Genomic DNA, 25,845 nt, shown 5'->3' with positions numbered 1-25,845 from the left:
CGGGTGTCAGCCACTGAATCCCCCTCCATCGCCGCCCGCAAGGCGGCGGTGGGGGCTGGCCCGGAGCGCGGGCCGGCCCAACGGCCCGTCGCCGGCCGCCGCCCCCGCTTCTCCAAAGCGCACTTGAAGGAATGGGCCTGGGGCTACGCGATGATCGCGCCCCTCTTCCTCGGGCTCGTGATCTTCTACCTCTGGCCGATCGTCCAGTCCGCCTACTTCAGCTTCACCTCGTGGGGCGTCTTCGGCGGCCAGCAGTGGGTCGGCTTCCAGAACTACAGCTCGTTCATGTCGGATCCGCAGCTGCCGCGCGCGGCCTGGAACACCGTCAAGTACTCGCTGATCATCCTGGCCGGCATCCCGCTGTCGATCGTCTTCGCGGCGCTGATGAACCAGGTCAGCGGCAAGTACGCGAGCCTGTACCGGGTCCTGTACTTCATCCCCGTGGTGACCATGCCGGCCGCGGTCGCGATGATCTGGCGCTGGCTCTACAACGGCGACTACGGCCTGATCAACTACCTGCTGTCGCTGGTCGGGATCCACGGCCCGCACTGGGTGTCCGACGACCGGTACACGGTCTGGGCCATGGGCCTGGTGGGCATCTGGAGCTCGCTGGGCTACAACATGATCATCTTCGCCGCCGGCCTGAAGAACATCCCGCGCCAGTACTACGAGGCCTCCTCGCTGGACGGCGCCGGCCGGATCCGGCAGTTCTTCTCGATCACGCTGCCCCTGCTGAGCCCCAGCATCTTCTTCGTCTCGGTGCTGTCGGTGATCGGCGGCCTGCAGATGTTCGACATGGTCCTGATGATGCTCGGCAAGACCAATCCGGCGCTGGCCGGCAGCAAGACCATCGCGTACCTCTTCTACGAGGACGCCTTCGTCACCGGCAACCAGGGCCTGGCCGCGGCGATCGCGGTGGTCCTCACGCTGGTGCTGCTGGTGCTGACCGCGCTCCAGTTCCGGCTGCAGAAGAGGTGGGTCCACTATGGGTAGCGGCAGGCAGCGGTTGTGGCCGGTCCACGTGATCCTGGCGATCGGCGCGGCGGCGATGGTGGCCCCGTTCCTGTGGCAGCTGATCACCTCGCTGCAGACCACCGGCGAGACCACCAGCGTGCCGCCGCACTTCCTGCCCTCGTGGCAGTGGTCGAACTACAGCCAGGTCTTCCACGACACCAAGTTCGCCCAGCAGTTCGTGAACTCGGTGCTGCAGACCGTCGTCAGAGTCCTGGCCCAGGTGCTGTTCTGCTCGATGGCCGCCTACGCCTTCGCGCGGCTGCGCTTCCCGGGCCGCAACGCCCTGTTCCTGCTCATGCTCGCGGTCCTGATGGTGCCCAGCCAGGTGTATCTGCTCCCGCAGTACCAGCTGGTGCAGAACATGGGCCTGCTCAACACCCTGGCCGGCGTGGTGCTGCCCGGACTGTTCAGCGCCTTCGGCACGTTCATGCTGCGGCAGTTCTTCATGTCGCTGCCGAACGAGGTTGAGGAGGCCGCGCGGCTCGACGGCGCCGGCACGTTCCGGATCTTCTGGTCCGTGATGCTGCCGCTGGCCAAGCCCGGGCTGATCTCGATGGGCGTGCTCACGGTGCTGTGGTCGTGGAACGACCTGCTGTGGCCGCTGGTCGTGGTGAACGACGACTCCAAGATGCCGCTCACCGTGGGCCTGTCCACGCTGCAGGGCGAGCACCTCACCGAGTACCCGCTGCTGATGGCCGGCTCGCTGCTGGCCAGCCTGCCGATGATCGTGTTGTTCCTGGCCGCGCAGCGCCGCATCACCGAGGGCATCGCTCTCACCGGCACCAAGTAAGACTTTTCAGAAAGGCACCCTCTCCTGTGAGCAACCTGCGCTTCGGTGTGATCGGCCTGGGCCTGCGCACCTCTCTCGCCGTCGCCGCGCACCAGCCGGACCGCGGTTTCGAGGTCGCGGCGCTGTGCGACACCGACTCCGCCGCGCTCGCCAAAGCCGTCGAGCGCGTCGGGGTCACCGACACCGTCGACGACTATCGCAAGCTGCTGACCCGATCGGACATCGACGCCGTCATCATCATGACGCCGGACGACACCCACGAGGCGATCGCCGTCGAGTGCCTGCACGCGGGCAAGGCGGTCTACCTCGAGAAGCCGATGGCCATCACCATCGAGAGCTCCGACGCGATCCTGCGCGCCGCCTACGAGACCGGGACCCGGCTCTACGTCGGCCACAACATGCGGCACATGGGTGTTGTCCGCACGATGCGCGACATCATCGCGCGCGGCGACATCGGCGAGCCGAAGACGGTCTGGGTCCGGCATTTCGTGTCCTACGGCGGCGACTACTACTTCAAGGACTGGCACGCCGAGCGGGACCGCACCACCGGCCTGCTGCTCCAGAAGGCGGCGCACGACCTGGACGTCGTGCACTGGCTGGCCGGCGGCTTCACCGCGCGGGTCAGCGCCTTCGGCGACCTGATGGTCTACGGCGACCTGCCGCGGCGCGCGGAGGGGACGCCACGGCCGGCCGGCTGGCTCAAGGAGTTCGACTGGCCGCCGACGGCGCGCCGCGACCTCAACCACAGGATCGAGGTCGAGGACGTCTCGGTGATGAACATGACGCTGGACAACGGCGTCATCGCCGCCTACCAGCAGTGCCACTTCGCGCCGGACTACTTCCGCAACTACACGGTGATCGGTACCGAGGGCCGGCTGGAGAACTTCGGCGACTCGCCCGGCGACCTGGTGAAGGTCTGGAACACCGGCCCGACCGGCTACCGGGGCGACGCCGACATCGCCTACCGGGTCCCGGACGCCTCGGGCAGCCACGGCGGCGCGGACGGCGCGATCATGGCCGAGTTCGCCCGCTTCGTCCGCGACGGCGGGACCACCGACACCTCGCCGGTCGCGGCGCGGATGAGCGTGGCCGCCGGCTACATGGCCACGCTCTCGCTGCGCGACGGCGGCACGCCGTTCCAGGTCCCGCCGCTGGACCCGGAGCTGGCCGAGTACTTCGATCGGGGGCAGGTGCGCTGAGGGCGTCCGCACCGGGCGCGGGTTCGAACCCGTGCCCGGCCTTCCGATCAGGAGCGGGGCAGTGAGCTACAGCAGTGCCCTGACCGCCTCGGCGACCGCGGCGATCCCGCGGTCGCCGAGCAAGATCGAGTAGTGGTTGGTACCGGGGACGAAGCGCACGTCCACCCCGGCGTCGGCGAGCTTCGCCGCGGCCACGACCTCGGGGGAGTAGAGCCCGACGGGCTCGTTCAGCAGCCCGCGCTCGGCGTAGAAGAACGTCGCGGGCAGCGGCAGCCGGTGGATCGCGCCGACCACGTCAGGGTTCTGCAGCTGGTCGGCCGCGTCGCCCCGGATCGCGTCCAGGACGCACGCCGAGCGCAGCTCGGGCTCGGTGCCGACGAGGTCCCGCAGCTGGTACGCCTCGACCTCGGCCGTGTATCCGCCGTCCTGGAACGACGGATGCGTGCGCCACGGCTTGAGGAATTCGTCCCGGCTGGCGAAGACGGTGCGCAGCTTGGCCATCGCCGGGCCGAGCAGATTGTCGAGCAGCTCGTTCAGGTCCGTGCCGGCATGCAGGGGGAATCCCAGACCGCCGTCGACCAGCACCACACCGCTGAACCGCTCCGGGTACCGCACCGCCGCCACCGCGGCGACCCAGCCGCCCATCGAATGGCCCATCAGCGTCGCGCGCTCCACCCCGAGGTGATCGAGGGTGCGGATCAGGTCGTCGGCGTGCGCGCCGATCGAGTACGGGCCGCCGACATCGCGGGAGCGTCCGCGGCCGCGCAGGTCCGGGGCGACGAAGTCGACCTCCGGCAGCGCCTCGGCGACCGGGGCCCAGGCCAGTCCGTTGGCGGTGATGCCGTGCGCGGCGATCACCGTCGGTGCCGACCCGGCTACGTCAGGTCCTGACCAGCGAGTCACAGCGTACGAACCCGCGCCTGAGGGAAAATTGAGCTCCGCACTCTGTCGCATCCCGCCAGATTCCCCGCTCCGGACCTGCCTGGCAATGGGGCGCGGCACCACAATTGCCGCCTTCAGTGTGGGAGGCCGGGCTAATAATGCGATCTGGCGGTAGCAAAGTGGTGTTACAGTAGAGGAGAAGCAAAACGGCGCGGGGTGGAGCAGCTCGGTAGCTCGCTGGGCTCATAACCCAGAGGTCGCAGGTTCAAATCCTGTCCCCGCTACCAACGGGGCCCCTCAGAATCTGAGGGGCCCCGCGTTCTTTATGCAGGAGCCTTTATATGGGTCGCGAACCAGAACCCGATATGAGCGTGGTCACTGCTCTCGTACGGTCAGCGTTCTTGGTGGATGCCACCTATGAGAACGTGGCCCGCAAACACCAACTCACCTCCCAACAGGGGCAGTTGCTCTGTGTCCTGATGGGCAGGCCCGTAGAGGGCTTCGGTATGGGCGAACTGGTGCGGATCCTGGGACTGGCCAAGTCCAGCCTCACCGGCCTGGTGGATCGCTCGCTGCGCCGCGGGCTGGTCCGGCGCGAGGCGGACATCAGCGATGGTCGTGCGGTTCGCGTGTTCCTCACCGAAGAAGGCGACAAGCTTGCCGAGGAGTTCTACAACGAGACGGTTCTGCGCGTCGCCGAGCTCCCGATCATGTTGTCCGAGGAGGAGCAGGCACAGCTCGCGCTGCTGCTCGGCCGGCTGGTGCTGGCGAATCAGGTGCCTGTGGTGTTCGGGGACGACTTCACCTGCGAGAAGCCCGACCACGAGTAGGCGCCGGCACGAAGTAGGCGCCAGTAGGCGCCAGTAGGCGCCAGTAGGCCCGGACGGCTGGTGCCGGCCGGGCCCGTCCCCCTCCGCTCAGAGGTTGAACAGCTCCCGGAAGTGCCCGAGCATCATCTCCGCGCCCTTCATCCGCACCACGGTCTCCCTCGGCACCTGGAACGCCGCCCCCTGCTCGTTCGGGAACTGCCCGACGCCGCCGGCCGGGCCCAGCGGGATCAGCCCCACCCTGACCGGCAGCGTGGCGTAGACGGCGGCCGGCTCCTCGCCCTTGGCGTGCGCGGTGATGTTCGCCGCGACGACCTCCGCGTGCCGCATCGCCCAGCCGGCCATCTTGGCCTCGGGCAGGTCGGTGATGTCGCCGAGGGCGTAGATCGTGTCGTGGCCCTCGACGGTCAGCCGCTCCGTGACCTTCACCTGGCCCGCCTCGTTGCGCGGCACCGCACCGGCCAGGAACTCGGTGTGGATCCGGGAGCCGTGGGCGCGGAACCAGATGTCCGCGGTGATGCGCTCGCCGGCGCGGTCGGTGACGGCGAACTCCTCGGCGACGCCCGGCGCGACCTCCGGATCGGCCGCCAGGCCGGAGCCCAGCCGCAGCTCGATCCCCAGCTCGTCGAGCTGCTGCCGGAGGTCGGCGACCAGCTCCGGGAGGAAGCCGGGCAGCAGTTCGGCGGCCGGGTCGACGACCGTCACCCGCTTGTCGGGCCAGGTCGTGGCGATCTCCCCGGCCAGCTCCAGGCCGACCGGCCCGGCGCCGAGGATCAGGACCCGGCCGGCGTTGGCCAGTTCCTTGTGCGCGCGGCGCAGTGCGGCCAGGGCGTCGGCGGCGGCATCGGTGTGCATCTTCGCCGGGAACGCGTAGGTCGACCCTGAGGCCAACACCACATAGTCGGCGTCCACGCGGCCGCCGGAAGCCAGGGATACGCCGCGCGGATCGATTCCGAGCGCGCGATCGCGGACCACGGTGCCGTTCTCCATCAGCGTCTCGTACGGGAAGAAGATGTTCTCGGCCCAGTCCGGACGGACCAGTGCGCGCAGGGCCGCCGCGCTGTGCACGAAGGCGTCTTTCGGGTCGATGAGCACCACGTCGAGGTCGGTGTCCAGGGCTTTGGCGGCCTTCACCCCGCCGTAGCCGCCGCCGACTATCGCAACCTTCTTACGCATGGAAGCCGTCCCCTCGCGGCGGCGCGCCGGGCTGCCGCACGCAGTTGTTCGTGAGACGAACAGAATCGTTCGCGTCACGAACCGTACCTCGCCCCGCATGTTGTTCGCAACGCGAACCAAGCGTCTGGCCAGTGCGGGCTTCCGTACCCTAAGAGCAGGCCGGTAGCGCAGCGGTGGGGTTAGCCCTACCGCCGGACACCTGTTGGCTCCGTGGCGACGCCCCGGGGGCGGCTGGCAGCCTTAGTGACGTCGATCGACACCGACCCAGCACCGCTGAAAGCCACCTGAGGGGAAGATCATGACAACGGCAGCACAGGCCGCGGTCACCCACCGCACCGTCGGCACCGCCGCCCGAGCCCAGGCCGTGTCCAAGCGCTACGGCCAGGGAGAGACCGCGGTCACCGCCCTGGACCAGGTCGACGTCGACATCGAGCGGGGCCGGTTCACCGCGATCATGGGGCCCTCCGGCTCCGGCAAGTCCACGCTCATGCACTGCCTGGCCGGCCTGGACGCGGTCAGCTCGGGCAAGATCTGGATCTACGGCCGGGACGGCGTGGCCAGCGAGCTCACCGCGATGAAGGACAAGGAGCTGACGAACCTGCGCCGGGACCGGATCGGGTTCATCTTCCAGTCGTTCAACCTGCTGCCGACGCTGAACGCGGCGGAGAACATCACGCTGCCGATGGACATCGCCGGCCGCAAGCCGAACAAGGCCTGGCTGGACCGGGTGATCGGCACCGTCGGGCTCGCCGACCGGCTCAAGCACCGCCCCAGTGAGCTGTCCGGCGGTCAGCAGCAGCGGGTGGCCGTGGCCCGCGCCCTGGCCGGCCAGCCGGAGATCATCTTCGGCGACGAGCCGACCGGCAACCTGGACTCCCGCAGCGGCGCCGAGGTCCTCGGCTTCCTGCGCCGCTCGGTCGACGAGCTGGGCCAGACCTTCGTGATGGTCACCCACGACCCGTCCGCCGCCGCCTACGCCGACCGCGTGCTGTTCCTGGCCGACGGCCGGATCGTCGACGACATGGCCGCGCCGACCGCCGACAAGGTCCTGGACCGGATGCGGCAGTTCGACAGCCACGGCCACGCTGCGCACGACCAGAACCTGCGCGGCGACGCCGCCGGTCAGCGCTGAGCCGGGCCGGGGGGTATCGATCATGTGGAAGGCATCGCGCCGTAATTTCTTCGCGCACAAGGGCCGGCTCTCGCTGTCCTTGATCGCCGTCGTGCTGAGCGTGGCGTTCGTCACCGGCACCCTGATGTTCACCTCGACCATCACCACCACCTTCGACCGGCTGTTCGCGACCACCGCCTCGGACGTCGCGGTCTCGGCCAAGGCCGACAAGGACGCGCTGCCCGGCGCTCCGGAGCAGACCGTCTCCACCTCGGTGCTCGACACCGTCAAGGCGCTGCCCGGCGTGCAGGCCGTCTACGGCGACATCACCACCGACCGGCTGGCCGTGGTCGGCGCGGACGACAAGGCCATCTCCAACTCCTCCGGCGGCCCGACCATCGGGGCCAACTGGTACGTCACGCCGCACCCGGCGGTGAACCTGACGGCAGGCCGGCCGCCGGCCGGTCCCACCGACGTGGTGGTCGACGCCGACACCGCCGCCAAGAAGCACCTGACGCTCGGCTCGCCGCTGCGCATCGTGACCGGCACCGACGCCGGGACCTTCCAGGTCACGGTCAGCGGCATCGCGACCTTCCGGACCACCAACCCCGGCGAGACGCTGTTCTACTTCGACACGAACACCGCGCAGACCAAGCTGCTGGGCAGGACCGGCGCGTTCACCGGGGTCGACCTGGACGCCAAGCCCGGCACCTCCGACGACGTGCTCAAGGCCGAGGTGTCGGCCAAGCTCGGCGCCGGCTACGACGTGAAGACCAGGGCCGAGCAGGAGGCCGACGGCCGCAACAGCGTGGGCTTCATCGGCTTCATGAAGTACGTGATGCTCGGCTTCGCCGGGATCTCGCTGATGGTCGGCGCGTTCCTGATCATCAACACCTTCCAGATGCTCGTCGCACAGCGCACCCGGGAGCTGGGCCTGCTGCGGGCCCTCGGCGCCAGCCGCCGGCAGATCAACCGCTCGGTCCGCCTCGAGGCGCTGATGCTGGGCGTCATCGGCGCCACCGTCGGCATCGCCGCCGGCGCGGGCCTGGCCTACGGCCTGATCGCCATCATGAACGGCGTCGGCATGAACCTGCAGGCCTCGGACATGTCGGTGACGGCCACCTCGGTGATCGCCGGCTACGCGGTCGGCGTGCTGGTCACCCTGCTCGCGGCCTGGATCCCGGCCCGCCGCGCGGCCCGCGTCACGCCGATGGCGGCGCTGCGCGAGGCCGGCACCCCGGGCGACCGCCGGGCCTCCTGGCTGCGCAACGGCATCGGTCTGGCGATCGCCGGCGGCGGCGCGGCGGCCCTGGTCGGCGGCGCGGTCAACGGCGCCACCGCGACCGGGGGACTGCTGCTGGGCCTGGGGGTGCTGGTCACCCTGATCGGCGCGATCCTGCTCGGCCCGCTGCTGGCCGGCGTGGTGATCCGGGTACTCGGGGTCTGGATGCCGGCGGCCTACGGCTCGGTCGGCACCATGGCGCAGCGCAACGCCCTGCGGAACCCGCGCCGGACCGGCGCCACCGCCGCGGCCCTGATGATCGGGCTGTCGCTGGTGTCCGGGATGGCCGTGGTCGGCTCCTCGCTGGTCACCTCGGCGACCTCGGAGATGGACAAGAGCGTCGGCGCGGACTACATCATCACCACCAACGGCGGTCTGGAGATCACCCCGGAGGTGCTGGCCAAGGCCCAGGCGACGCCCGGGCTGGCGCACGTCACCGAGAACAAGTTCGTGAACGCCGCGGTGTCGGACGCCGCCGGCGACGGCAAGGCCGGCGGCACGATCGTGATCTCGGCCTCCTCGCCGACCCTGACCCAGGACTTCGACGCGGCCACCACCGCCGGCTCGCTGTCCGACGTGTTCACCAAGGAGGGCATCGCGATCCCGGCGGCCGAGGCCAAGACCCGGAACGCGACCGTCGGCTCGGTCCTGACCGTCGCCTTCCACGGCGGCACGCCGCTCAAGCTGCCGGTCCTGGCCATCCTGAGCGACAAGACGGTGTTCAACCACGGCGACGGCTACGTCTCGCTGGACACGCTGGGCAAGTCGCTGCCGGCGGCCGCGCAGCCGGCCTCCGAGCTGCTGTTCGCCAAGGCCGACAAGGGCCGGCAGGACGCGGCCTACGCGGCGCTCAAGGCCGACCTGGCGCCCTTCCCGCAGGTGACGGTGAAGAGCCAGACCGACTACAAGCAGCTGATCCACGACCAGGTCGGCGGCGTGCTGAACATGGTCTACGGGCTGCTCGGGCTGGCGATCGTGGTCGCGATCCTGGGCGTGGTCAACACCCTGGCGCTGTCGGTGGTGGAGCGCACCCGCGAGATCGGCCTGATCCGGGCGATCGGCATGGGCCGCCGCAAGACCCGCCGCATGATCCGCCTGGAGTCGGTGGTGATAGCGCTGTTCGGCGCGACTCTGGGCGTCGGCCTGGGACTGGCCTGGGGCGTGGCCGCCCAGCGGGTGCTGTCCGGGATCGGCATCAGCACCCTGGCGATCCCGGTCGGCACCATCGTGGCGGTGTTCCTGGGAGCCGCGGTGGTCGGTCTGCTGGCCGCCCTGGCCCCGGCGCTCCGCGCGTCGCGGATGAACGTGCTGCGGGCGATCGCGGCCGACGGCTGACGCCTCGTACCGCTCGCAGCCGGGGGAACGGGGATCGGGGGATCGGGGGGCACGGGGATCGGGGGATCGGGGGGACACGGGGATCGGGGGGTGGCGCGGCTTCGCTTCGGCGGGGCCGCGCCGCGCTGCGTCGCCGTCCGGGCTTCCGCGTGGTCCGGATTCTCCCGGCCGTCCGGACTTCCCCGGACTTGACACCATCGGGCCGAACCGCCGCCGGGTGGCAAGTCCCGCCGCTTTGGTGTGGAGACCCGGCAGGTCTGGCCAAGGTGTACAGCAGATTGCCGAACAGCTGCCTTTCTGTCATCTCAAACCGGCCGTGAGCCCCACCCGCGCGGCGGTAGCCTGGCAGGCGTGACGAAAGAACCGTCAGCCGACAGCGTCGTCGGCTGTCCTGTGGGCGCATCCTCCGATTTCGGTGACGAGACGGTCACCAGCCACCACTTCGGCGAGGAGGGGGCGAAGCTGACCTACGGCTCGTACCTCCGGCTGGAGCAGCTGCTGTCCGCCCAAGTCCTGGAGTCGGATCCGCCGGCACACGACGAACTCCTGTTCATCACCATCCACCAGGTGTACGAGCTGTGGTTCAAACAGCTCCTGCACGAAGTCGACGCCGCCACGGAGGCGATGTTCGGCGGCCGGCTGTGGTGGGCCAAACATCTCCTCAAGCGCGTCGCGACCATCGAGGACGTGCTGATCCAGCAGATCGCGGTCCTGGAGACCATGACCCCGCAGGACTTCCTGGTCTTCCGCGAGCTGCTGTCCCCGGCCTCCGGCTTCCAGTCCGCGCAGTTCCGCGAGCTGGAGTTCGCCTCCGGCGCCAAGGACCCGACCTACCTCAAGCGCTTCCGCGGGTTGACCGAGGCCGAGCAGAAGCGGCTGGCCGCCCGGCTGGAGGCGCCGAGCCTGTGGGACGGCTTCGTGCACGCCGTCGCCGCCACGGGTCTGCCTGCCTCCTCGGAGGACGAACTGCGCGACTCGCTGGTCAAGGTGGCCCGCGACCGCGACGGGTACGGCGAGCTGTGGGAGCTGTCCGAAGCGCTGCTGGACCACGACGAGGCCGCCGCGCTGTGGCGGGCCCGGCACGTGACCATGGTCGAGCGCCAGATCGGCACCAAGTCCGGCACCGGCGGCTCGACCGGCGCCCCCTACCTCCGCTCCCGTCTGGGCCTGCACTACTTCCCGCTCCTGTGGGAGCTCAGAAGTTTCCTTTAGACGGTGACGTGACCTTTCGGCGTGTCTGTCGTCACTCTGTGTGTGACCACTCGCGCGCCGGTTCAGCCCGACAAATTCACACGTAGTACCGCGAGTCCCCTCGGAAACCACTTAGTCACGCAAAGGCGCGCGACAGAATAGAGTTCACACGGCCATGCAGAGCACGTATACGGGTGCGAAACTGGGCAAGCTGGATCAGGCGAAGGCCGACCTGTTGAGCCAGGCGGCCAAACCCGCCACCGACGCCGGGGGCGGCGCCTCCGCGGCGGTCCTCATGCCGGCTCGCGGCGACGGCGCCATGGAGGCCTACCTCGACGAGTACTACCGCCACGCGGCCCCCGAGGACCTGATCGGCACCGCGGCCAAGGACATCCGCTCGGCGGCGCTGTCGCACGCGGCGCTGGCCGCGTCCCGGCCGCAGGGCACGGCGAAGGTGCGGGCGCACACCCCGACCGTGGAGACCACCGGCTGGTCCAGCGGCCACACCGTGGTCGAGATCATCACCGACGACATGCCGTTCCTGGTGGACTCGGTGACCTCCGAGCTCTCCCGGCAGGACCGCGGGATCCACGTGATCATCCACCCGGTCATGCACGTCCGCCGCGACCTGGCCGGCGACCTGCTGGAGATCCTGGCCCCGGACCAGGACAAGTCCGGTCCGGACGTGACCGTCGAGTCCTGGATCCACATCGAGATCGACCGGCTGTCCCCGCGCGAGGACGCCGACGGCACGCGGTACTCCGAGATCGAGGCCGACCTGCAGCGGGTGCTGCGCGACGTGCGCGAGGCGGTCGAGGACTGGCCGAAGATGCGGGCCACCGCGCTGTCCCTGGCCGAGGACCTGCACCCGGCCTCGGACCAGCAGAAGCCGCCGGTGCGCACCGAGGAGCTGTCCGACGCCTCGGACCTGCTGCGCTGGCTGGCCGAGGACCACTTCGCGTTCCTGGGCTACCGGGAGTACGACCTGACGACGGACGACAGCGGCGAGGAGACCCTGCGCGCCGTCCCCGGCACCGGCCTGGGCATCCTGCGCGCCGACCAGCCGATGTCGCAGAGCTTCTCCAAGCTCGGCCCGGACGCCCGGGCCAAGGCCCGCGAGCCCCGGCTGCTGGTGCTGACCAAGGCCAACACCCGGTCCACCGTGCACCGCCCGGCCTACCTGGACTACGTCGGCGTGAAGAAGTTCGACGCCGACGGCAACGTGGTCGGCGAGCGCCGCTTCCTCGGCCTGTTCGCCGCCCCCGCCTACACCGAGTCGGTGCTGCGCATCCCGGTCGTGCAGCGCAAGGTGCGCGCCGTGATCGCCGAGTCCGGGTTCGACCAGAACTCCTTCTCCGGCAAGGAACTGCTCCAGATCCTGGAGACCTACCCGCGCGACGAGCTGTTCCAGATCCCGACCCCGGAGCTGGCCGAGATCTCGATCGCGGTCTCGCAGCTGCAGGAGCGCCGCCGGCTGCGGCTGTTCCTGCGCAAGGAGGCTTACGGCCGGTTCTATTCGGCGCTGGTGTACCTGCCGCGCGACCGCTACGACACCTCGACCCGGCTGCACATGCAGGACATCCTGATGCGCGAGCTGAACGGCGCGGTCATCGACTACACGGTGCGCAACACCGAGTCGGTGCTGACCCGTCTGCACTTCGTGGTGCGCGTCGCCCCCGGCACCACGCTGGTCGACGCGGACGCCGACGCCATCGAGGCCAAGCTGTCCGCCGCCACCCGCACCTGGGACGACGACTTCGCCGACGCGCTGCTCGGCGACTTCGGCGAGGCGCAGGCGCGGGAGCTGCGCGAGGCCTACGGCGCGGCGCTGCCGGAGTCGTACAAGGCCGAGGAGCGGCCCGAGATGGCCGTCGCCGACGTCAAGGTCCTGGAAGGGCTCAAGACCTCCGGCGAGGGCAGCGCGGTGCGGCTGTACGAGGAGGTCGACTCGGCTCCCGGTGACCGCCGCTTCCGGATCTACCGCGTCGGCTCCTCGGTCTCGCTGGCCGAGGTGCTGCCGGTGTTCCAGCGGATGGGCGTCGAGGTCGTCGACGAGTTCCCGTACGACCTGGAGATCGACACCCCGAACCAGCCGGACTCGCGCATCTACGACTTCGGGCTGCGCTGCGACCCGGGCTCGATCGCCGAGTACGGCATGGACGAGGCCGCGCGCACGCGTTTCCAGGAGGCGTTCACCGCCATCTGGACCGGCCGGGCCGAGAACGACCGCTTCAACACCCTGGTCCCGCTGGCCGGTCTGACCTGGCGGCAGGTGGTGATCCTGCGCGCCTACGTGAAGTACCTGCGCCAGGGCGGCATGACCTCCAGCCAGGAGCTGGTGGAGAACGTGGTCGCGAACAACCGCCGGGTGGCCCGCCTGCTGGTGAAGCTGTTCGAGGCGAAGTTCTCCCCGGCGTACTCGCACGAGACGCCGGAGCTGTGGGAGAGCATCGTCGAGGAGATCGAGGGCGCGCTGGACAACGTGCAGTCCCTGGACGAGGACCGCATCCTGCGTTCGCTGCTCAAGGTCATCCAGGCCACGCTGCGCACGAACTACTTCCAGACCGGCCCCGACGGCGAGCCCAAGCCGTACGTGTCCTTCAAGCTGGACCCGCACGCGGTCCCGGACCTGCCGGCCCCGCTGCCCAAGTTCGAGATCTGGGTCTACTCCCCGCAGGTCGAGGGCGTGCACCTGCGCTTCGGCAAGGTGGCGCGCGGCGGCCTGCGCTGGTCCGACCGCCGCGAGGACTTCCGCACCGAGATCCTGGGCCTGGTCAAGGCGCAGATGGTGAAGAACTCGGTGATCGTGCCGGTCGGCTCCAAGGGCGGGTTCTACGCCAAGAACCTGCCGGACCCGTCGGTGGACCGCGACGCCTGGCTGGCCGAGGGCGTGTCCAGCTACAAGACCTTCATCAGCGGTCTGCTGGACATCACCGACAACCTGGTCTCCGGCGAGGTGGTGCCGCCGGCCGGCGTGGTGCGCCACGACGGCGACGACACCTACCTGGTGGTGGCCGCGGACAAGGGCACCGCGACCTTCTCCGACATCGCCAACGGCCTGGCCATCGACTACGGGTTCTGGCTCGGCGACGCCTTCGCCTCCGGCGGCTCGGTCGGCTACGACCACAAGGGCATGGGCATCACCGCGCGCGGCGCGTGGGAGTCGGTGAAGCGCCACTTCCGCGAGCTCGGCGTGGACTCCCAGAGCGAGGAGTTCACCGCGGTCGGCGTCGGCGACATGTCCGGCGACGTGTTCGGCAACGGCATGCTGCTGTCCGAGCACATCCGGCTGGTCGCGGCCTTCGACCACCGGCACATCTTCCTGGACCCGGATCCGGACGCGGCGGCCTCCTTCGCCGAGCGGCAGCGGATGTTCAACCTGCCGCGCTCGTCCTGGGCCGACTACGACACCGGCAAGATCAGCGCCGGCGGCGGCGTGTACCCGCGCAGCGCGAAGTCGATCCCGGTCTCGGCGCAGGTGCGCCAGGCGCTGGGGCTGGAGTCCTCGGTGCTGCGGATGGCGCCGAACGACCTGCTGAACGCGATCCTGAAGGCGCCGGTCGACCTGTTCTGGAACGGCGGCATCGGGACCTACGTCAAGGCCTCCTCGCAGAGCCACGCCGAGGTCGGCGACAAGGCCAACGACGCGATCCGGATCAACGGCGCCGAGCTGCGCGCCCGGGTCGTCGGCGAGGGCGGCAACCTGGGCTTCACCCAGCTGGGCCGGATCGAGTACGCGGCCTCCGGCGGCCCCGGCAACGTCGGCGGCAAGATCAACACCGATGCCATCGACAACTCCGCGGGGGTGGACACCTCCGACCACGAGGTGAACATCAAGATCCTGCTGGACCAGGCGGTCCACGCCGGCGACCTGACGGTCAAGCAGCGCAACAAGGTGCTGGCCGAGCAGACCGACGAGGTCGCGCGCCTGGTCCTGCGCGACAACATCGACCAGAACATCGCGCTGGCCAACGCCCAGTGGCAGGCGCCGGAGTTGATCGAGGCGCACGGCCGGCTGATGCGCCGGCTGGTCAAGGACGGCCTGCTGGACCGGGAGCTGGAGTTCCTGCCGAACGACAAGCAGCTGGCCGAGCGCCGCGCCGCCGGCCGGGGCCTGACCCAGCCGGAGCTGTCGGTGCTGCTGGCGTACGTGAAGATCGTCCTGGCCGACGAGCTGTTCGCCTCCTCGCTCCCGGACGACCCGTACTACGTCACGCGCCTGGCGAACTACTTCCCGACGCCGCTGCGCGAGACCTACCGCGGCCTGATGGACTCGCACCCGCTGCGCCGCGAGATCATCACCACCCAGGTGGTGAACGACCTGGTGAACGCGGCCGGCATCAGCTTCGCCTTCCGCATGCGCGAGGAGTCGGGGGCCGCGGCCGACCAGATCGCCCGCGCCTACAGCGCCGCCAACGAGGTCTTCGACATGGGCGGCTACCTGACCGCCGTGGAGGACCTGGACAACAAGGTCTCGGCCGCGGTGCAGACCGCGATGCGGATGGAGGTGCGCCGCCTCACGCAGCGCGCGTCCCGCTGGTTCCTGCAGAACCGCCGGCACCCGCTGGACATCCCGGCGCAGATCGAGCAGCTGCGCGAAGGCGTCCGCGACATCGCGGCCCACCTGCCGAAGCTGCTCAAGGGCCCGCACCTGACTCGCTACCAGGAGCAGCGCGAGGACCTGATCATCGCCGGCGTCCCCGGCGAGCTGGCCTCGGCGGTGGCCGGCATGTCGTCCATCTTCGGCGCCCTGGACATCGTGGAGACGGCCCGCGCCACCGGCAAGCCGGTCCTGGACGTCGCCGACGTCTACTTCGACCTGGCCGACCGCATGGGCATCGCGACCATCCAGCAGAAGATCGTCGACCTCCCGCGCCGCGACCGCTGGCAGACCATGGCCCGCGCCGCACTCCGCGACGAGCTCTACGCCTCCCACGCCGGCCTGACCGCGGCCCTCCTGGCCTCCGGCGCCGAGGACGACAACCCGGAGCAGCGCTACGAGGCCTGGCTCGACAAGGACCGCGCCGCCGTGGAGCGCTCGCGGACCGTGCTGGAGGAGATCATGGCGACGGAGACGTACGACCTGGCGACGCTGTCGGTCGCGATGCGCACGATCAGCGCCATACTGCGGGCCACGTCGATGTAGCGGCGGCTTTTCGCGGCCGGCGGCCGGGACACGCGGTGGCGTGTCCCGGCCGTTCTGCGCGGTGCGGGGAGCCGGCGGCTGGCGGGTGGCCGAGCCGCCGGGCTGGGCCTGTCACGCTGGTGCTGTGGTGCTGTGGTGCTGTGGTGCTGTGGTGCCGGCGGTGGGCTGGTGCTTTCGCGCTGTCAGGCTGCTGTTGTCGAGGTCATGAGGCGGCGCGTTTCACCGCCCACTCGACAAGCTCGGCGCCGGTCCGTCCGGCCAGCCCCCAACCGCCGTCGCCGGTCTCGCCGATGAGCACGAAGGTGCGCTCGGCCTGCTCTGGATCCCCGACCACCCGCGCCACGATCCGCGTCGCCTGCTCGACCAACCCCGAACGAGCTTCGGCCGTCAGCCGCCCGGGCGGCGCCAGGATGCTGATCCGCACGGCTCCCGTCGCGCTTGATCCGTCGCCTGCCAGGATGGCCGAGGTCGGGTGACGATGGAAGAACACCCATGACTTCGAGAGCAGGAAGGGCGACGGCTCCAGCCCTTCGGCACGGAGCGCCGCCTCGGCCAACTCCCTGGCCAGCGTGCTCTCGTCCTTCTCACTGAACAGGTCTGCGGCGGCGTGCACGTCGATCGATGGCATGGCTGCGCCAACGCCCGCGCGGTCCTGCCTCATTCCGCAGCCGCCGTCTCCTTCTGCCGCAAGATCATTTCGAACCCGGCAGCCCGAATCCGTCCCCGCAGGTCCTCCGCCGTCGTCCCGATCGCCTTCGCCGCCGCCGACAGCCGCCAGCCGTTCGCCGCCAGCGTCTCCAGCAGGTACCCGCGCCGGACCTGCGCCTCCGAGAGCCGGTAGGTCTTCAGGTACGCGACCGCGCCGTCCCGGTCGGTGATCGCCTCCCCGATGTGGTTCTCCTCGCCCGGCTTGAACTGCGGCCGGAACCGCGCCAGCTCGAAGTCGCCCATCACGTAGCCGCGCTCCGCGGTGTAGTCGCGGTCCAGCAGCGCGTTCGCCATCACCCGGTCGTGGAACTCAGCCCACTGCGCGCTCTGCTCCTCGGCGGCGTCCCGCAGCTCCGCGAGGGTGTCCACGTCCTCTGCGATGCGCGCCCGGAACTCCTGCACCGGCGGCATCATGAGCGCGTACTGGTAGATCAGCTCGCCGTAGTGGTCGAGCATCAGCGTCGGATGCAGCTCGCGGTAGTCGTCCGGATGCGGCACCGCGAACGCCGCCGCCAGCGCGTCGGCCGCGTACAGCAGCACGCCGCACTGTCCCTCGTGGATCTCGAACACCTTCAGCGCGTCCTGCAGATCCGCCACCGCCGTGCCGCGGTACGAGGCCTCCATCCGCGGCGACAGCCCGTGCCGCAGCACCCGGTCCGACCACTCGCGCCAGGCGATGTCCGGGCCGCCGAAGTGCAGCGTGAGGTAGCCCTCGATCGCGAAGTGCAGCGGCAGGAACCGCGCCCGCCGCTTGCCCAGCTTCTGCGTCATCCGCCGGTGGACCTGCATCGGCATGCCGAGCACGCTGCCGCGCTTGTCCTTGCTCTCGTCCAGGATCTGCGTCCCGAACGCCGCGGACTGACCGCCGTCGCCGCCGTCCCGGTCCCAGTCGGCGACGAAGCCGTGCGGGACGTACGAATAGTAGGACAGCTTCGAGCTCAGCCGCACCGCGCTCCACCGCGGCTCCTCGGAGTACGCGATCCGGTGCAGCCGCAGGCCCTCGACCGGCCGGTCCCGCAGCAGCGGCACCAGCCGGATCGCACCCCAGGTCTGCGCGGGCCCGGTCCGCAGCCCGCCGAGATCAATCCGCACCGAGGAACCTCCGTACCCGGTCGTCGAGATACGCCAGCAGCTCCGGCAGCCCGACCCGGCCCTGCGCGAACTGCGCCAGCTCGACCAGCAGCACCAGGTCCTCGGCGTCGCGGATGCCGACCGAGGGCACCAGCGGACTCAGCGCCCGCACATCCAGGCCCTCCGCGTTGAACACCGGGTTGACGTGCACGATGTCGACGCGCCGCGCCGGATCCAGCCGCGTCCGCCACACCCGCAGCACCTCCCCGGCCAGTCCCGGCGGGCTGTTGTCCCAGCCGTCGGAGACCACGACGATGCGCTCGGGCGAGGTCTCCAACGCGTCCAGCAGCCGCGTCCCCAGCGGCGTCGCGCCGCTCGGATACGACAGCAGCGGATCGTCGCGCCCGGACACCCACAGCGGCGTGTACTGCCCCGGCGCGGCCAGCGCCTCCAGCAGGAAGTGCGTCGCCAGCGCCACCGCCAGCGGACGCCGGCGCTTCACCGGCGACCCGAACGAGGAGAAGCTGTCGTCGAGCACCGCGGTGACGCGCCCCCAGGTCCCGCGCAGGTCCCCGGCCTCCACCCGCGCGAAGCGGCGCAGGCCTTCGGTGAGCTCGGCACGCCGCGCGGCCCGCTCGTCCAGCGGCAGCGCGAGGATGCGGACGGCGAGCCGGGTCAGCCACGGGATCTGCTGTGGTCCGCAGTACTTGGCGTAGTTGTCGAGCAGCGCGAGCGGATCCACCCGGTCCGCTGGATCCTTGTCAGTCCGCAGCTTCTCCAGAGGCGTCATCTGCGTGCCGATGCGCTCTAAGAAGACCTCACGCTTGATGCCGTGCTTAGCCGCGAAGCCCTCGGCAACCGTATAGGGGAGTTTGTAGAGGATGTTCCGGTCGTAGTGCGCCTGCCGCCACGTCTCCAGGATTGGCGTCGCATACGGCTTGCGCTGAAGCGGCCCGAACAGGAAGTCACGGAGTTCCCCGTCGCCGAAGTCGACGTGCGCGTGCTTCAGCCCGGCCTTGAACCCGTTGCGGTACTTGACCGCGTGATACGCAGGATTGTCGAGAGCTGTCATCCAGTCCCGGATGATCGCGCGCGTCCGCCGGTTGTTGACGCCGTCACGCTGGAGCGCCTTGAAGAGACGGAACACGCGCGGCGGAGGCAGCCGCATAAGAGTCGCCGCTATGAGGCGCCCCTCTATAGCCTTCTGCTCTGCAGAGACATCCCGCGCGTTCCCCAGGAGACCCCGGACCGCGAGCATCGCGTTGTGGTCGTTGATGCCGAGCGCGAGTGTCGCGGCATACAGCTCGCGGTAGTTGACGCGCATGTATTCGTGCAGGAAGGACAGGGATATCGACTGCTGCTCGGCGTTCTCCGAGAACTCCCGCTGTCCGGTCGAGGCGGTCGCCGCGTTGACGAAGAGCAGCACGTCCTCCGCCGCCACCACATCGCGCCCATACGCCTTGGTGCCGGTCGGGGAAGGAAGGCGCGAGCTGCGAATCGTTGCTCCAAAGGCAGGTTCCGGAAGTCGCGTCACAAGTCCCGCGACCGGCCCGGTTCACGATACGCGAACGGGAGTGCGGAGCACGGCGGTATTTTCTCCGTGCCCGGCTCTGCGCCTTGCCTCGATCAGCTCTCTGCCGACTCGCCCGACTCGGCCAACCCGGTCGACGCACCCCACGCCTCCGCGCCGAGCCGCGCGTCCAGCAGCCGTCGCAGCGAGTTCAGCCGCGCCGGGTCGGCGTGCCCCTCGGCCACCCACGCGTCCAGCGCGCACTCCGGCGCCAGCGAGTCGTGCTGGCAGCCGCGCGGGCAGTTCTCCGTACCCTCGGCCAGGTCCGGGAAGTGGTCGATCAGGCGGTTGACGTCCACGTGCGCCAGCCCGAAGGAGCGCACACCGGGCGTGTCGATCACCCAGCCGCCGGCCTTGCCCGGCAGCTCCAGCGCCAGCGCCGAGGACGACGTGTGCCGGCCGCGCCCGGTCACCGCGTTCACCCGGCCGGTGGCCCGGAACGCCGTCGGCACCAGCTTGTTGAAGATCGTGGACTTCCCCACGCCCGAGGAGCCGACCAGCACGGAAGTCCGCCCGGCCAGCCGCGCCGCGAGGTCCTTGGCCCCGGAGGCGTTCGCCGACACCACTATCGGGATGTCCAGCGGCCGGTACATATCCAGGAGCGCGTCCTCTTCCCACGCTATGACCAGGTCCGCCTTGGTCAGGCAGAGCAACGGCGTCATACCGGCGTCGTAGGCGGCGACCAGGCAGCGGTCGATCATCCGGGGCTGCGGCTCCGGGTCGGTGAAGGAGGTGACGATCACCAGCTGGTCGGCGTTGGCCACCAGCACGCGCTCCACCGGGTCGGTGTCGTCGGCGGTCCGGCGCAGCACGGTACGCCGCTCCTCGACGCGCACAATGCGGGCCAGCGAGTCCGGCGAGCCGGACAGGTCCCCGACCAGGCCCACCCGGTCCCCGACCACTATCCGCTCGCGGCCCAGCTCGCGCGCCGTCATCGCGGTCACGGCGCGGTTCTTCTTCTTGTCCGGCACCAGGCAGGTGTAGCGGCCGCGGTCGACGGTGACCACCATGCCGGTCGCCGCGTCCTCGTGCGCCGGGCGGCTCTTGGTCCTCGGCCGGCTGCCCTTCGGGTTCGCTCGAACCCGCACGTCGCTCTCGTCGTAGCTGTCGAGCTTCCGGCCGGCGCCGGCCATCAGCTGTGGGCTCCCGTCGGGGCCGGGGTTTCCTGGGCGCCGTCGCCGTCGGTGTCGCCGTCCAGCAAGGCGGCCCACATCGCGGGGAAGTCCGGCAGCGTCTTGCCGGTGGTGGCGATGTTCTCGACCTCCACGCCGGGCACCGCCAGGCCGAGCACCGCGCCGGAGGTGGCCATCCGGTGGTCGTCGTAGGTGGCGAACACGCCGGCGTGCAGCTTCGCCGGGCGGATCAGCAGGCCGTCCGGTTCCTCCACGACGTCGCCGCCGAGGCCGTTGATCTCCCGGGCCAGCGCGGCCAGCCGGTCGGTCTCGTGGCCGCGCAGGTGGCCGATGCCGGTGAACCGGGACGGCGAGTCGGCCAGCGCCGCGATCGCGGCCAGGGTCGGCGTCAGCTCGCCGACGTCGCGCAGGTCGGCCTCCAGGCCGTGCACGCCGGCCCCGCCGGAGACGGTCAGCCCCGCTGTCGTGAGTTCCACACGGGCACCCATCTCCCGCAGCAGGTGCCGCAAAGCGTCCCCGGCCTGGGTGGTCGCGGCCGGCCAGTCGGCGACCGTCACCGTCCCGCCGGTCACCAGGGCCGCGGCCAGGAACGGAGCGGAATTGGACAGGTCCGGCTCGATGCTCCACTCGCGGCCGCGCAGGACCGAAGGGGTGACGACCCAGCGCCCCGGCTCGGAGGCGTCCACGGTGCCGCCGGCCGCGCGGACGAACTCCACCGTCATGTCGATGTGCGGCTGCGACGGGATCGGGCCGCCGACGTGCCGCACCTCGACCCCGTGCTCGTACCGGGAGCCGGCCAGCAGCAGCGCCGAGATGAACTGCGAGGAGGCGGTCGCGTCCAGCTCCACGAGCCCGCCGGGGACCGTACCGGTGCCCTCGACCAGGAACGGGAAGGTGCCGCGGTCGCCGTCGTCGATCCGCACGCCGAGGTCGCGCAGCGACTGCAGCAGCGTGCCCATCGGACGGGAGCGCGCGTAGACGTCGCCGTCGAAGTAGATCGGGCCGTCGGCCAGCGCCGCGACCGGCGGCAGGAAGCGCATGACGGTGCCGGCCAGGCCGACGTCGACCCGGGCCACGTCGCCGACGTCCCCGCCGCGCAGCCGCTTCGGCGGGGTGATCCGCCACACCGGGGCGTCGAGCTTCTCGCCGGCGTCGACCTCGACGCCGAGCGCGCGCAGCCCGCCGACCATCAGCACCGAGTCCCGGGCCCGCAGCCCGCCGGTGATCGTCGAGGGCGAGTCGGCCAGCGCGGCCAGCACCAGCGCGCGGTTGGTCGCCGACTTCGACCCGGGGACCCGGACGTTCGCCGTCACGGGACGGCTGGCGGACGGCGCGGACCACAGGGTCTTCTCGGCGGAGGTCATGGGTCAAGGCTAGTCGGTGCGCCCGATCACCGCTGGGGGTGTCGCGTGCCGGTTGCCCCGTGCGGGGCGCGCGTTTTCGCCACCGCTTCCGGGCCGGAGGAGGAGGTTCCTGTGGGCATCCCGTGATTAGCTCGGTACATGTGTGGACGCTACGTGCTGAAGACCGATCCCTCGCAGCTGGCCGACCAGCTCGGCATCGGGCAGCCGGAGATGTTCGAGCAGGTCGTCGAGACCTTCGAGCCGAACTACAACGTGGCCCCGACCGATCCGGTCGTGGCCGCGATCGAGCGGCGCCCCCGGGACGCCGAGCCCGGCGCCGAAGCCGTGCGCAAGCTCAAGGAGGTCCGCTGGGGCCTGGTGCCGTCCTGGGCCAAGGACCGCAAGATCGGCCAGAAGATGTTCAACGCGCGCATCGAGACGATCACCGAGAAGGCGTCGTTCAAACGCGCTTTCATGAAGCGCCGCTGCATCATCCCGGCCGACGGTTACTACGAGTGGTACAAGCCGGCCGGTGAGAAGCCCGTCAAGCAGCCGTTCTTCATCCACGACGCGTCCGGCGACGCCCTGGCCTTCGCGGGTCTGTACGAGCTCTGGCGCGACCCGGAGATCGAGGACAAGGAGGACCCGGCGGCCTGGCTCTGGTCGGCGACGATCCTCACCACCGCCTCGGTCGGCGGGCTGCACCGGATCCACGACCGGATGCCGGTGATCGTTCCGCGCGCGCACTTCGACACCTGGCTGGACCCCGACTACGGCTCCGGCGAGGGCGACACCGACGCCCTGCTCGGTCTGCTGGACGCCGGCCGCGATCCGCACCTGGACACCTATCCGGTCTCCTCGGCGGTGAACTCTGTGCGGAACAACGGCCCTGAACTGGTGGTACCGCTGGAGGCCGAGTAACAGGGTCCGGGCCGCGCGGCTCCCGAGGCGTTGAGGCAGGGTTCTGCCCTGGTGTGACAGGGGGTTGGCATGCTCTAGGATCGGCGGGTCTTCATCCAGCACACCTCAACAGCCTCACTCTCCGGGGGGACCGTGAGTACGCCCACCATGTCCCGTGGCGCGCGTGCCATGGCGGCCAAGCGCGACGAACGCCGCGCTCTGGCCGACGCGCACCTGCACCTCGACGACGTCGAGAAATGGTTCATCAAACGCGGCTTGCCGCACTTCATCGAGAACTACAAGGCCACCGACGACGTCTTCACGCGCGCGCTTCCGCTGTTCGTCGTCCTGGTCGTCCTCCAGATGGGGCTGGAGCTCACCAGCAAGACGGTGACCTGGAAGGACCGGCTGATCGGCGGGGCCATCGGCCTCGCGGCGGTGCTGGTCATCATGCTGGTCGCCAACCTGGTCCGGCAGCCCCGGCGCTGGTACCGGTGGCCGCGCAAGATCGGGCCGCTGGAGATCACGCTGCTGGTGCTGCTCGGGCCGGTGGTCGGCAAGCTGTCGGGGGCCGGCTGGGGTGCGGTGGTAGCGGACTTCGCCGCCAACATCGGGGTGCTGGGCCTGGCATACCTGCTGGTCGCGTACGCGATCCTGCCGGTGCTCAAGTGGGCGCTACGGCACTCGTTCGAAGAGCTGGGGAACCTGGGCAATTTGGCGAGCAAGGCGCTGCCGATGCTCGCACTGTTCGGGACGTTCCTGTTCCTGAACGTGGACATGTGGCACATAGCCTCGTCCTTCGACAAGCGCAGCCAGCTCTGGTATACGGCGCTGTTCTTCGCCGCGATCACGTTGCTGTTCCTGATGGTGCGGCTGCCCGGCGAGATCAAGGACCTGCAGGGCGACTACTACCTGGAGGCCGTGGTCGCCGCGTCCGCCGACACACCGCTGCACGAGCACGTCGGCGAGCTCGACGACGAGCTGCCGCAGTTGCGGACCGACCGGCGGCAGCGGGTCAACATGCTGTTCGTGCTGGCCTTCACGCAGGTGATCCAGATCCTGCTGTTGTCGGTGGTGGTCTTCCTCTACTTCGTGACCCTGGGCAAGCTCGCGGTGACGGATGGGCAGATCGCGGACTGGCTGAAGACGCCGGAGTGCAAGGTCGCTCTGCCGAAACATGACCTGGGCACCATCCAGCGGCTCTGTGGTTTCGACGAAGAGCAGGCGAAGGCCTGGTACAAGATCATCGAACCCGGCAGGCTCTTCGGCTTCCCGGCGCGGGTCCCCGGTACCCAGCTCTTCTTCTCCGAGCCGCTCCTGCGCACCGCGATCCTGCTGACCACCTTCTCCGCGTTCTTCTTCGCGGTCTCCGCAGTCACCGACGAGGCCTACCGCAAGGACTTCTTCGAGAGCATCACCGGTCGGCTCGCCAAGTGCCTGACGGTCCGCTGCGGCTACGTGAACCTCTACGAGAAGGCCAGCCGCCGCGCGCTGGGTGAGTCGGGCATCGACCCGAAGGCGCTCGACGAGGAGCACCGGCGCACGGTCCAGGTGCCGTCCTTGGTCGCCGATCCGAACACGCGGACCCAGCAGCTCAGCTCGTTCCAGCCGGGCAGCGGCTATCTGGCGCTGACCGATCCCGAACCCGACGAGCCGGTACGGCGCCGGTCGCAGAAGGTCGACGGATTGTTCTCCCCCGACCACGACCACGACTGAGACCACAGCGAAGGCCCGGCCCCGAATCGCGTTACGGGGCCGGGCCTTCGGCCGATCATCGGTCAATGTTTCACGGGAATCAGGCTACTGTCAGGAACCGGTCGAGCACTTTGCTGCCGAACTCCAGGGCGTCCAGCGGCACCCGCTCGTCCACGCCGTGGAACATCGCCGCGAAGTCCAGGCTCGGGTCCAGCTTCAGCGGCACGAACCCGTAGCCGCGGATCAGGCCGCGGCCCATGTCCATCACGCCGAACGTCTTGTTGTCGGTGCCGGCCGACAGGCAGTAGGGGACGATCCGCGCCGCCGGGTCCTCGGCCTGCAGCGAGGCCATCATCTTCTCCACCAGCGGCACCTCGAACGGCGCCTCCAGCGCGATGTCGTAGTGCGAGAACTCGCGGGTGACGTCCGGGCCGAGCAGCTTGTCGATCTCGGCGAAGTACTCCTGCTCCAGACCCGGCAGGAAACGTCCGTCGACCTCGGCGAAGGCGCGCTCGGGGATCACGTTCACCTTGTACCCGGCCTCCAGCTTGGTCGGGTTCGCGGTGTGCTGGAGCGTGGCGCCGATGAACCGGGCCAGCGGGCCGATCTTCGCCACCGCGGCCCGGGCCGAGGCCGGGTCCTTCGGGTCGAAGTCGACGCCGAGCGCCTCGGTGACCTCGGTGAGGAAGGTGGTGACGGTCGGGGTCAGGGTGACCGGCCAGTCGTGGCGGCCGATCCGGGCCACGGCCTCGGCCAGCGCGGTGACCGCGTTGTCGTCGTTGATCATCGAGCCGTGCCCGGCCTGCCCGCGGGCCTGCAGGCGCATCCACGCCAGGCCCTTCTGCGCGGTCTCGATGAGGTAGAAGCGCAGCTCCGGCGACACCTCGAAGGAGTAGCCGCCGACCTCGCTGACCGCCTCGGACACGCCGTCGAACAGGTCGGGGTGCTCCTTGGCCAGGAATTTAGCGCCGTAGTTGCCGCCGGCCTCCTCGTCGGCCAGGAAGGCCAGCACCACGTCGCGGCGCGGCTTGCGGCCCTCGCGGAGCATGCGGCGCGTGACGGCGAGCATCATCGCGTCCATGTCCTTCATGTCGACCGCGCCGCGGCCCCACACCATGCCGTCGCGCACCTCGGCCGCGAACGGGTCGAAGGTCCAGTCGGCGGGGTCGGCGGGCACCACGTCCAGGTGCCCGTGCAGCAGCAGCGCGTCGGCGCTCGGGTCGGAGCCCTCGATCCGGGCGACCACGCTGGCCCGGCCCGGCTCGGACTCGAAGATCTGGGGGTCGAGGCCGGCCTCGGCGAGCTTCTCGGCCACGTATTCGGCCGCCGGGCGCTCGGGCTTGACCGGGTTCGAGGTGTCGATCCGGATGAGGTCGCGCAGGAAGCCGACGACCTCGCCGTAGGGGACTTCTTCGGGGTCCGCGGTGCTCGTCATGCTCCAACCCTACGCTGCCGGATCTTCGCCCGGACCG

18 protein-coding genes and 1 tRNA gene are annotated in these 25,845 nt (G+C 70.1%); 11 read left to right on the top strand and 8 right to left on the bottom strand.

The genetic code is table 11. From position 1 onward, the window contains the following. Positions 1 to 3 precede the first annotated feature (3 nt). Genes ABH920_RS05025 through ABH920_RS05015 form a run of 3 tightly spaced genes read left to right on the top strand, consistent with a single transcriptional unit; the run spans position 4 to position 3,003 of the window. Entirely contained in the window at positions 4 to 993 is a 990-nt protein-coding gene (locus tag ABH920_RS05025; RefSeq protein ID WP_370347280.1) for a carbohydrate ABC transporter permease, read from the top strand. Continuing rightward, complete coding sequence (locus tag ABH920_RS05020; protein ID WP_370347278.1) at positions 986 to 1,804, top strand: carbohydrate ABC transporter permease; 819 nt, start codon at positions 986 to 988, stop codon at positions 1,802 to 1,804. Before ABH920_RS05025 ends, ABH920_RS05020 begins: the two co-directional genes overlap by 8 nt. 26 nt (positions 1,805 to 1,830) lie before the next feature. Beyond that, a complete protein-coding gene (locus ABH920_RS05015; protein ID WP_370347276.1) occupies positions 1,831 to 3,003 on the top strand; it encodes a Gfo/Idh/MocA family protein in 1,173 nt (390 codons plus the stop codon). A 66-nt stretch (positions 3,004 to 3,069) separates the two neighbouring features. On the opposite strand, the gene ABH920_RS05010 is transcribed toward ABH920_RS05015, so the two are convergent. After that, complete coding sequence (locus ABH920_RS05010; protein WP_370347274.1) at positions 3,070 to 3,861, bottom strand: alpha/beta fold hydrolase; 792 nt, start codon at positions 3,859 to 3,861, stop codon at positions 3,070 to 3,072. 234 nt (positions 3,862 to 4,095) lie between these two features. Here ABH920_RS05010 and ABH920_RS05005 point away from each other — a divergent pair. Then, positions 4,096 to 4,172, top strand: a tRNA-Met gene (locus tag ABH920_RS05005). Between the two features lie 54 nt (positions 4,173 to 4,226). Further along, positions 4,227 to 4,715: a MarR family winged helix-turn-helix transcriptional regulator gene (locus ABH920_RS05000; protein ID WP_370347272.1), complete on the top strand. Its 489-nt coding sequence runs from the start codon at positions 4,227 to 4,229 to the stop codon at positions 4,713 to 4,715. A gap of 87 nt (positions 4,716 to 4,802) precedes the next feature. On the opposite strand, the gene ABH920_RS04995 is transcribed toward ABH920_RS05000, so the two are convergent. Beyond that, positions 4,803 to 5,888 carry an NAD(P)/FAD-dependent oxidoreductase gene (locus ABH920_RS04995; RefSeq protein WP_370347270.1) on the bottom strand — a complete coding sequence of 362 codons (1,086 nt, stop codon included), beginning with the start codon at positions 5,886 to 5,888 and terminating at the stop codon, positions 4,803 to 4,805. 298 nt (positions 5,889 to 6,186) lie between these two features. Between ABH920_RS04995 and ABH920_RS04990 the strand changes: the two genes are divergently transcribed. The 4 genes from ABH920_RS04990 to ABH920_RS04975 all read left to right on the top strand — a co-directional run bounded on the left by ABH920_RS04990 (position 6,187) and on the right by ABH920_RS04975 (position 15,953). Next, entirely contained in the window at positions 6,187 to 7,020 is an 834-nt protein-coding gene (locus ABH920_RS04990) for an ABC transporter ATP-binding protein (protein WP_370347268.1), read from the top strand. A 22-nt stretch (positions 7,021 to 7,042) separates the two neighbouring features. Next, positions 7,043 to 9,616: an ABC transporter permease gene (locus ABH920_RS04985; RefSeq protein ID WP_370347266.1), complete on the top strand. Its 2,574-nt coding sequence runs from the start codon at positions 7,043 to 7,045 to the stop codon at positions 9,614 to 9,616. Between the two features lie 351 nt (positions 9,617 to 9,967). Beyond that, a complete protein-coding gene (locus tag ABH920_RS04980) occupies positions 9,968 to 10,828 on the top strand; it encodes a tryptophan 2,3-dioxygenase (protein ID WP_370347264.1) in 861 nt (286 codons plus the stop codon). Between the two features lie 154 nt (positions 10,829 to 10,982). Next, positions 10,983 to 15,953, top strand: coding sequence for an NAD-glutamate dehydrogenase (locus ABH920_RS04975; RefSeq protein ID WP_370347262.1), 4,971 nt, complete (start codon positions 10,983 to 10,985; stop codon positions 15,951 to 15,953). A gap of 202 nt (positions 15,954 to 16,155) precedes the next feature. Here ABH920_RS04975 and ABH920_RS04970 read toward each other — a convergent pair whose 3' ends face one another. The 5 genes from ABH920_RS04970 to aroA all read right to left on the bottom strand — a co-directional run bounded on the left by ABH920_RS04970 (position 16,156) and on the right by aroA (position 21,799). Then, complete coding sequence (locus ABH920_RS04970; RefSeq protein ID WP_370347260.1) at positions 16,156 to 16,581, bottom strand: 4-oxalocrotonate tautomerase family protein; 426 nt, start codon at positions 16,579 to 16,581, stop codon at positions 16,156 to 16,158. 29 nt (positions 16,582 to 16,610) lie between these two features. Then, positions 16,611 to 17,753: a hypothetical protein gene (locus tag ABH920_RS04965; protein WP_370347258.1), complete on the bottom strand. Its 1,143-nt coding sequence runs from the start codon at positions 17,751 to 17,753 to the stop codon at positions 16,611 to 16,613. Then, positions 17,743 to 19,176, bottom strand: coding sequence for a hypothetical protein (locus tag ABH920_RS04960; protein ID WP_370347256.1), 1,434 nt, complete (start codon positions 19,174 to 19,176; stop codon positions 17,743 to 17,745). Before ABH920_RS04960 ends, ABH920_RS04965 begins: the two co-directional genes overlap by 11 nt. A 182-nt stretch (positions 19,177 to 19,358) precedes the next feature. Beyond that, positions 19,359 to 20,435: a ribosome small subunit-dependent GTPase A gene (gene rsgA, locus ABH920_RS04955; protein WP_370347254.1), complete on the bottom strand. Its 1,077-nt coding sequence runs from the start codon at positions 20,433 to 20,435 to the stop codon at positions 19,359 to 19,361. Continuing rightward, positions 20,435 to 21,799, bottom strand: coding sequence for a 3-phosphoshikimate 1-carboxyvinyltransferase (gene aroA / locus ABH920_RS04950; protein ID WP_370347252.1), 1,365 nt, complete (start codon positions 21,797 to 21,799; stop codon positions 20,435 to 20,437). The genes rsgA and aroA overlap by 1 nt, the downstream gene beginning before the upstream one ends. A gap of 138 nt (positions 21,800 to 21,937) precedes the next feature. Here aroA and ABH920_RS04945 point away from each other — a divergent pair, with 138 nt between their 5' ends. Both ABH920_RS04945 and ABH920_RS04940 read left to right on the top strand, forming a co-directional pair. Further along, the gene (locus tag ABH920_RS04945) at positions 21,938 to 22,699 is read left to right on the top strand and encodes an SOS response-associated peptidase (RefSeq protein WP_370347250.1); all 762 of its coding nucleotides are present in this window, start codon (positions 21,938 to 21,940) and stop codon (positions 22,697 to 22,699) included. Positions 22,700 to 22,831: 132 nt separating this feature from the next. Beyond that, a complete protein-coding gene (locus tag ABH920_RS04940; protein ID WP_370347248.1) occupies positions 22,832 to 24,394 on the top strand; it encodes a hypothetical protein in 1,563 nt (520 codons plus the stop codon). 79 nt (positions 24,395 to 24,473) lie between these two features. On the opposite strand, the gene ABH920_RS04935 is transcribed toward ABH920_RS04940, so the two are convergent. Beyond that, positions 24,474 to 25,808, bottom strand: a complete 1,335-nt coding sequence (locus ABH920_RS04935; protein WP_370347246.1) for a M20/M25/M40 family metallo-hydrolase — start codon at positions 25,806 to 25,808, stop codon at positions 24,474 to 24,476. Between the last annotated feature and the right edge of the window lie 37 nt (positions 25,809 to 25,845).

It is taken from the genome of Catenulispora sp. EB89, assembly GCF_041261445.1.
Classification (GTDB): domain Bacteria; phylum Actinomycetota; class Actinomycetes; order Streptomycetales; family Catenulisporaceae; genus Catenulispora.
This window is presented reverse-complemented; position numbering and strand designations above follow the sequence as displayed.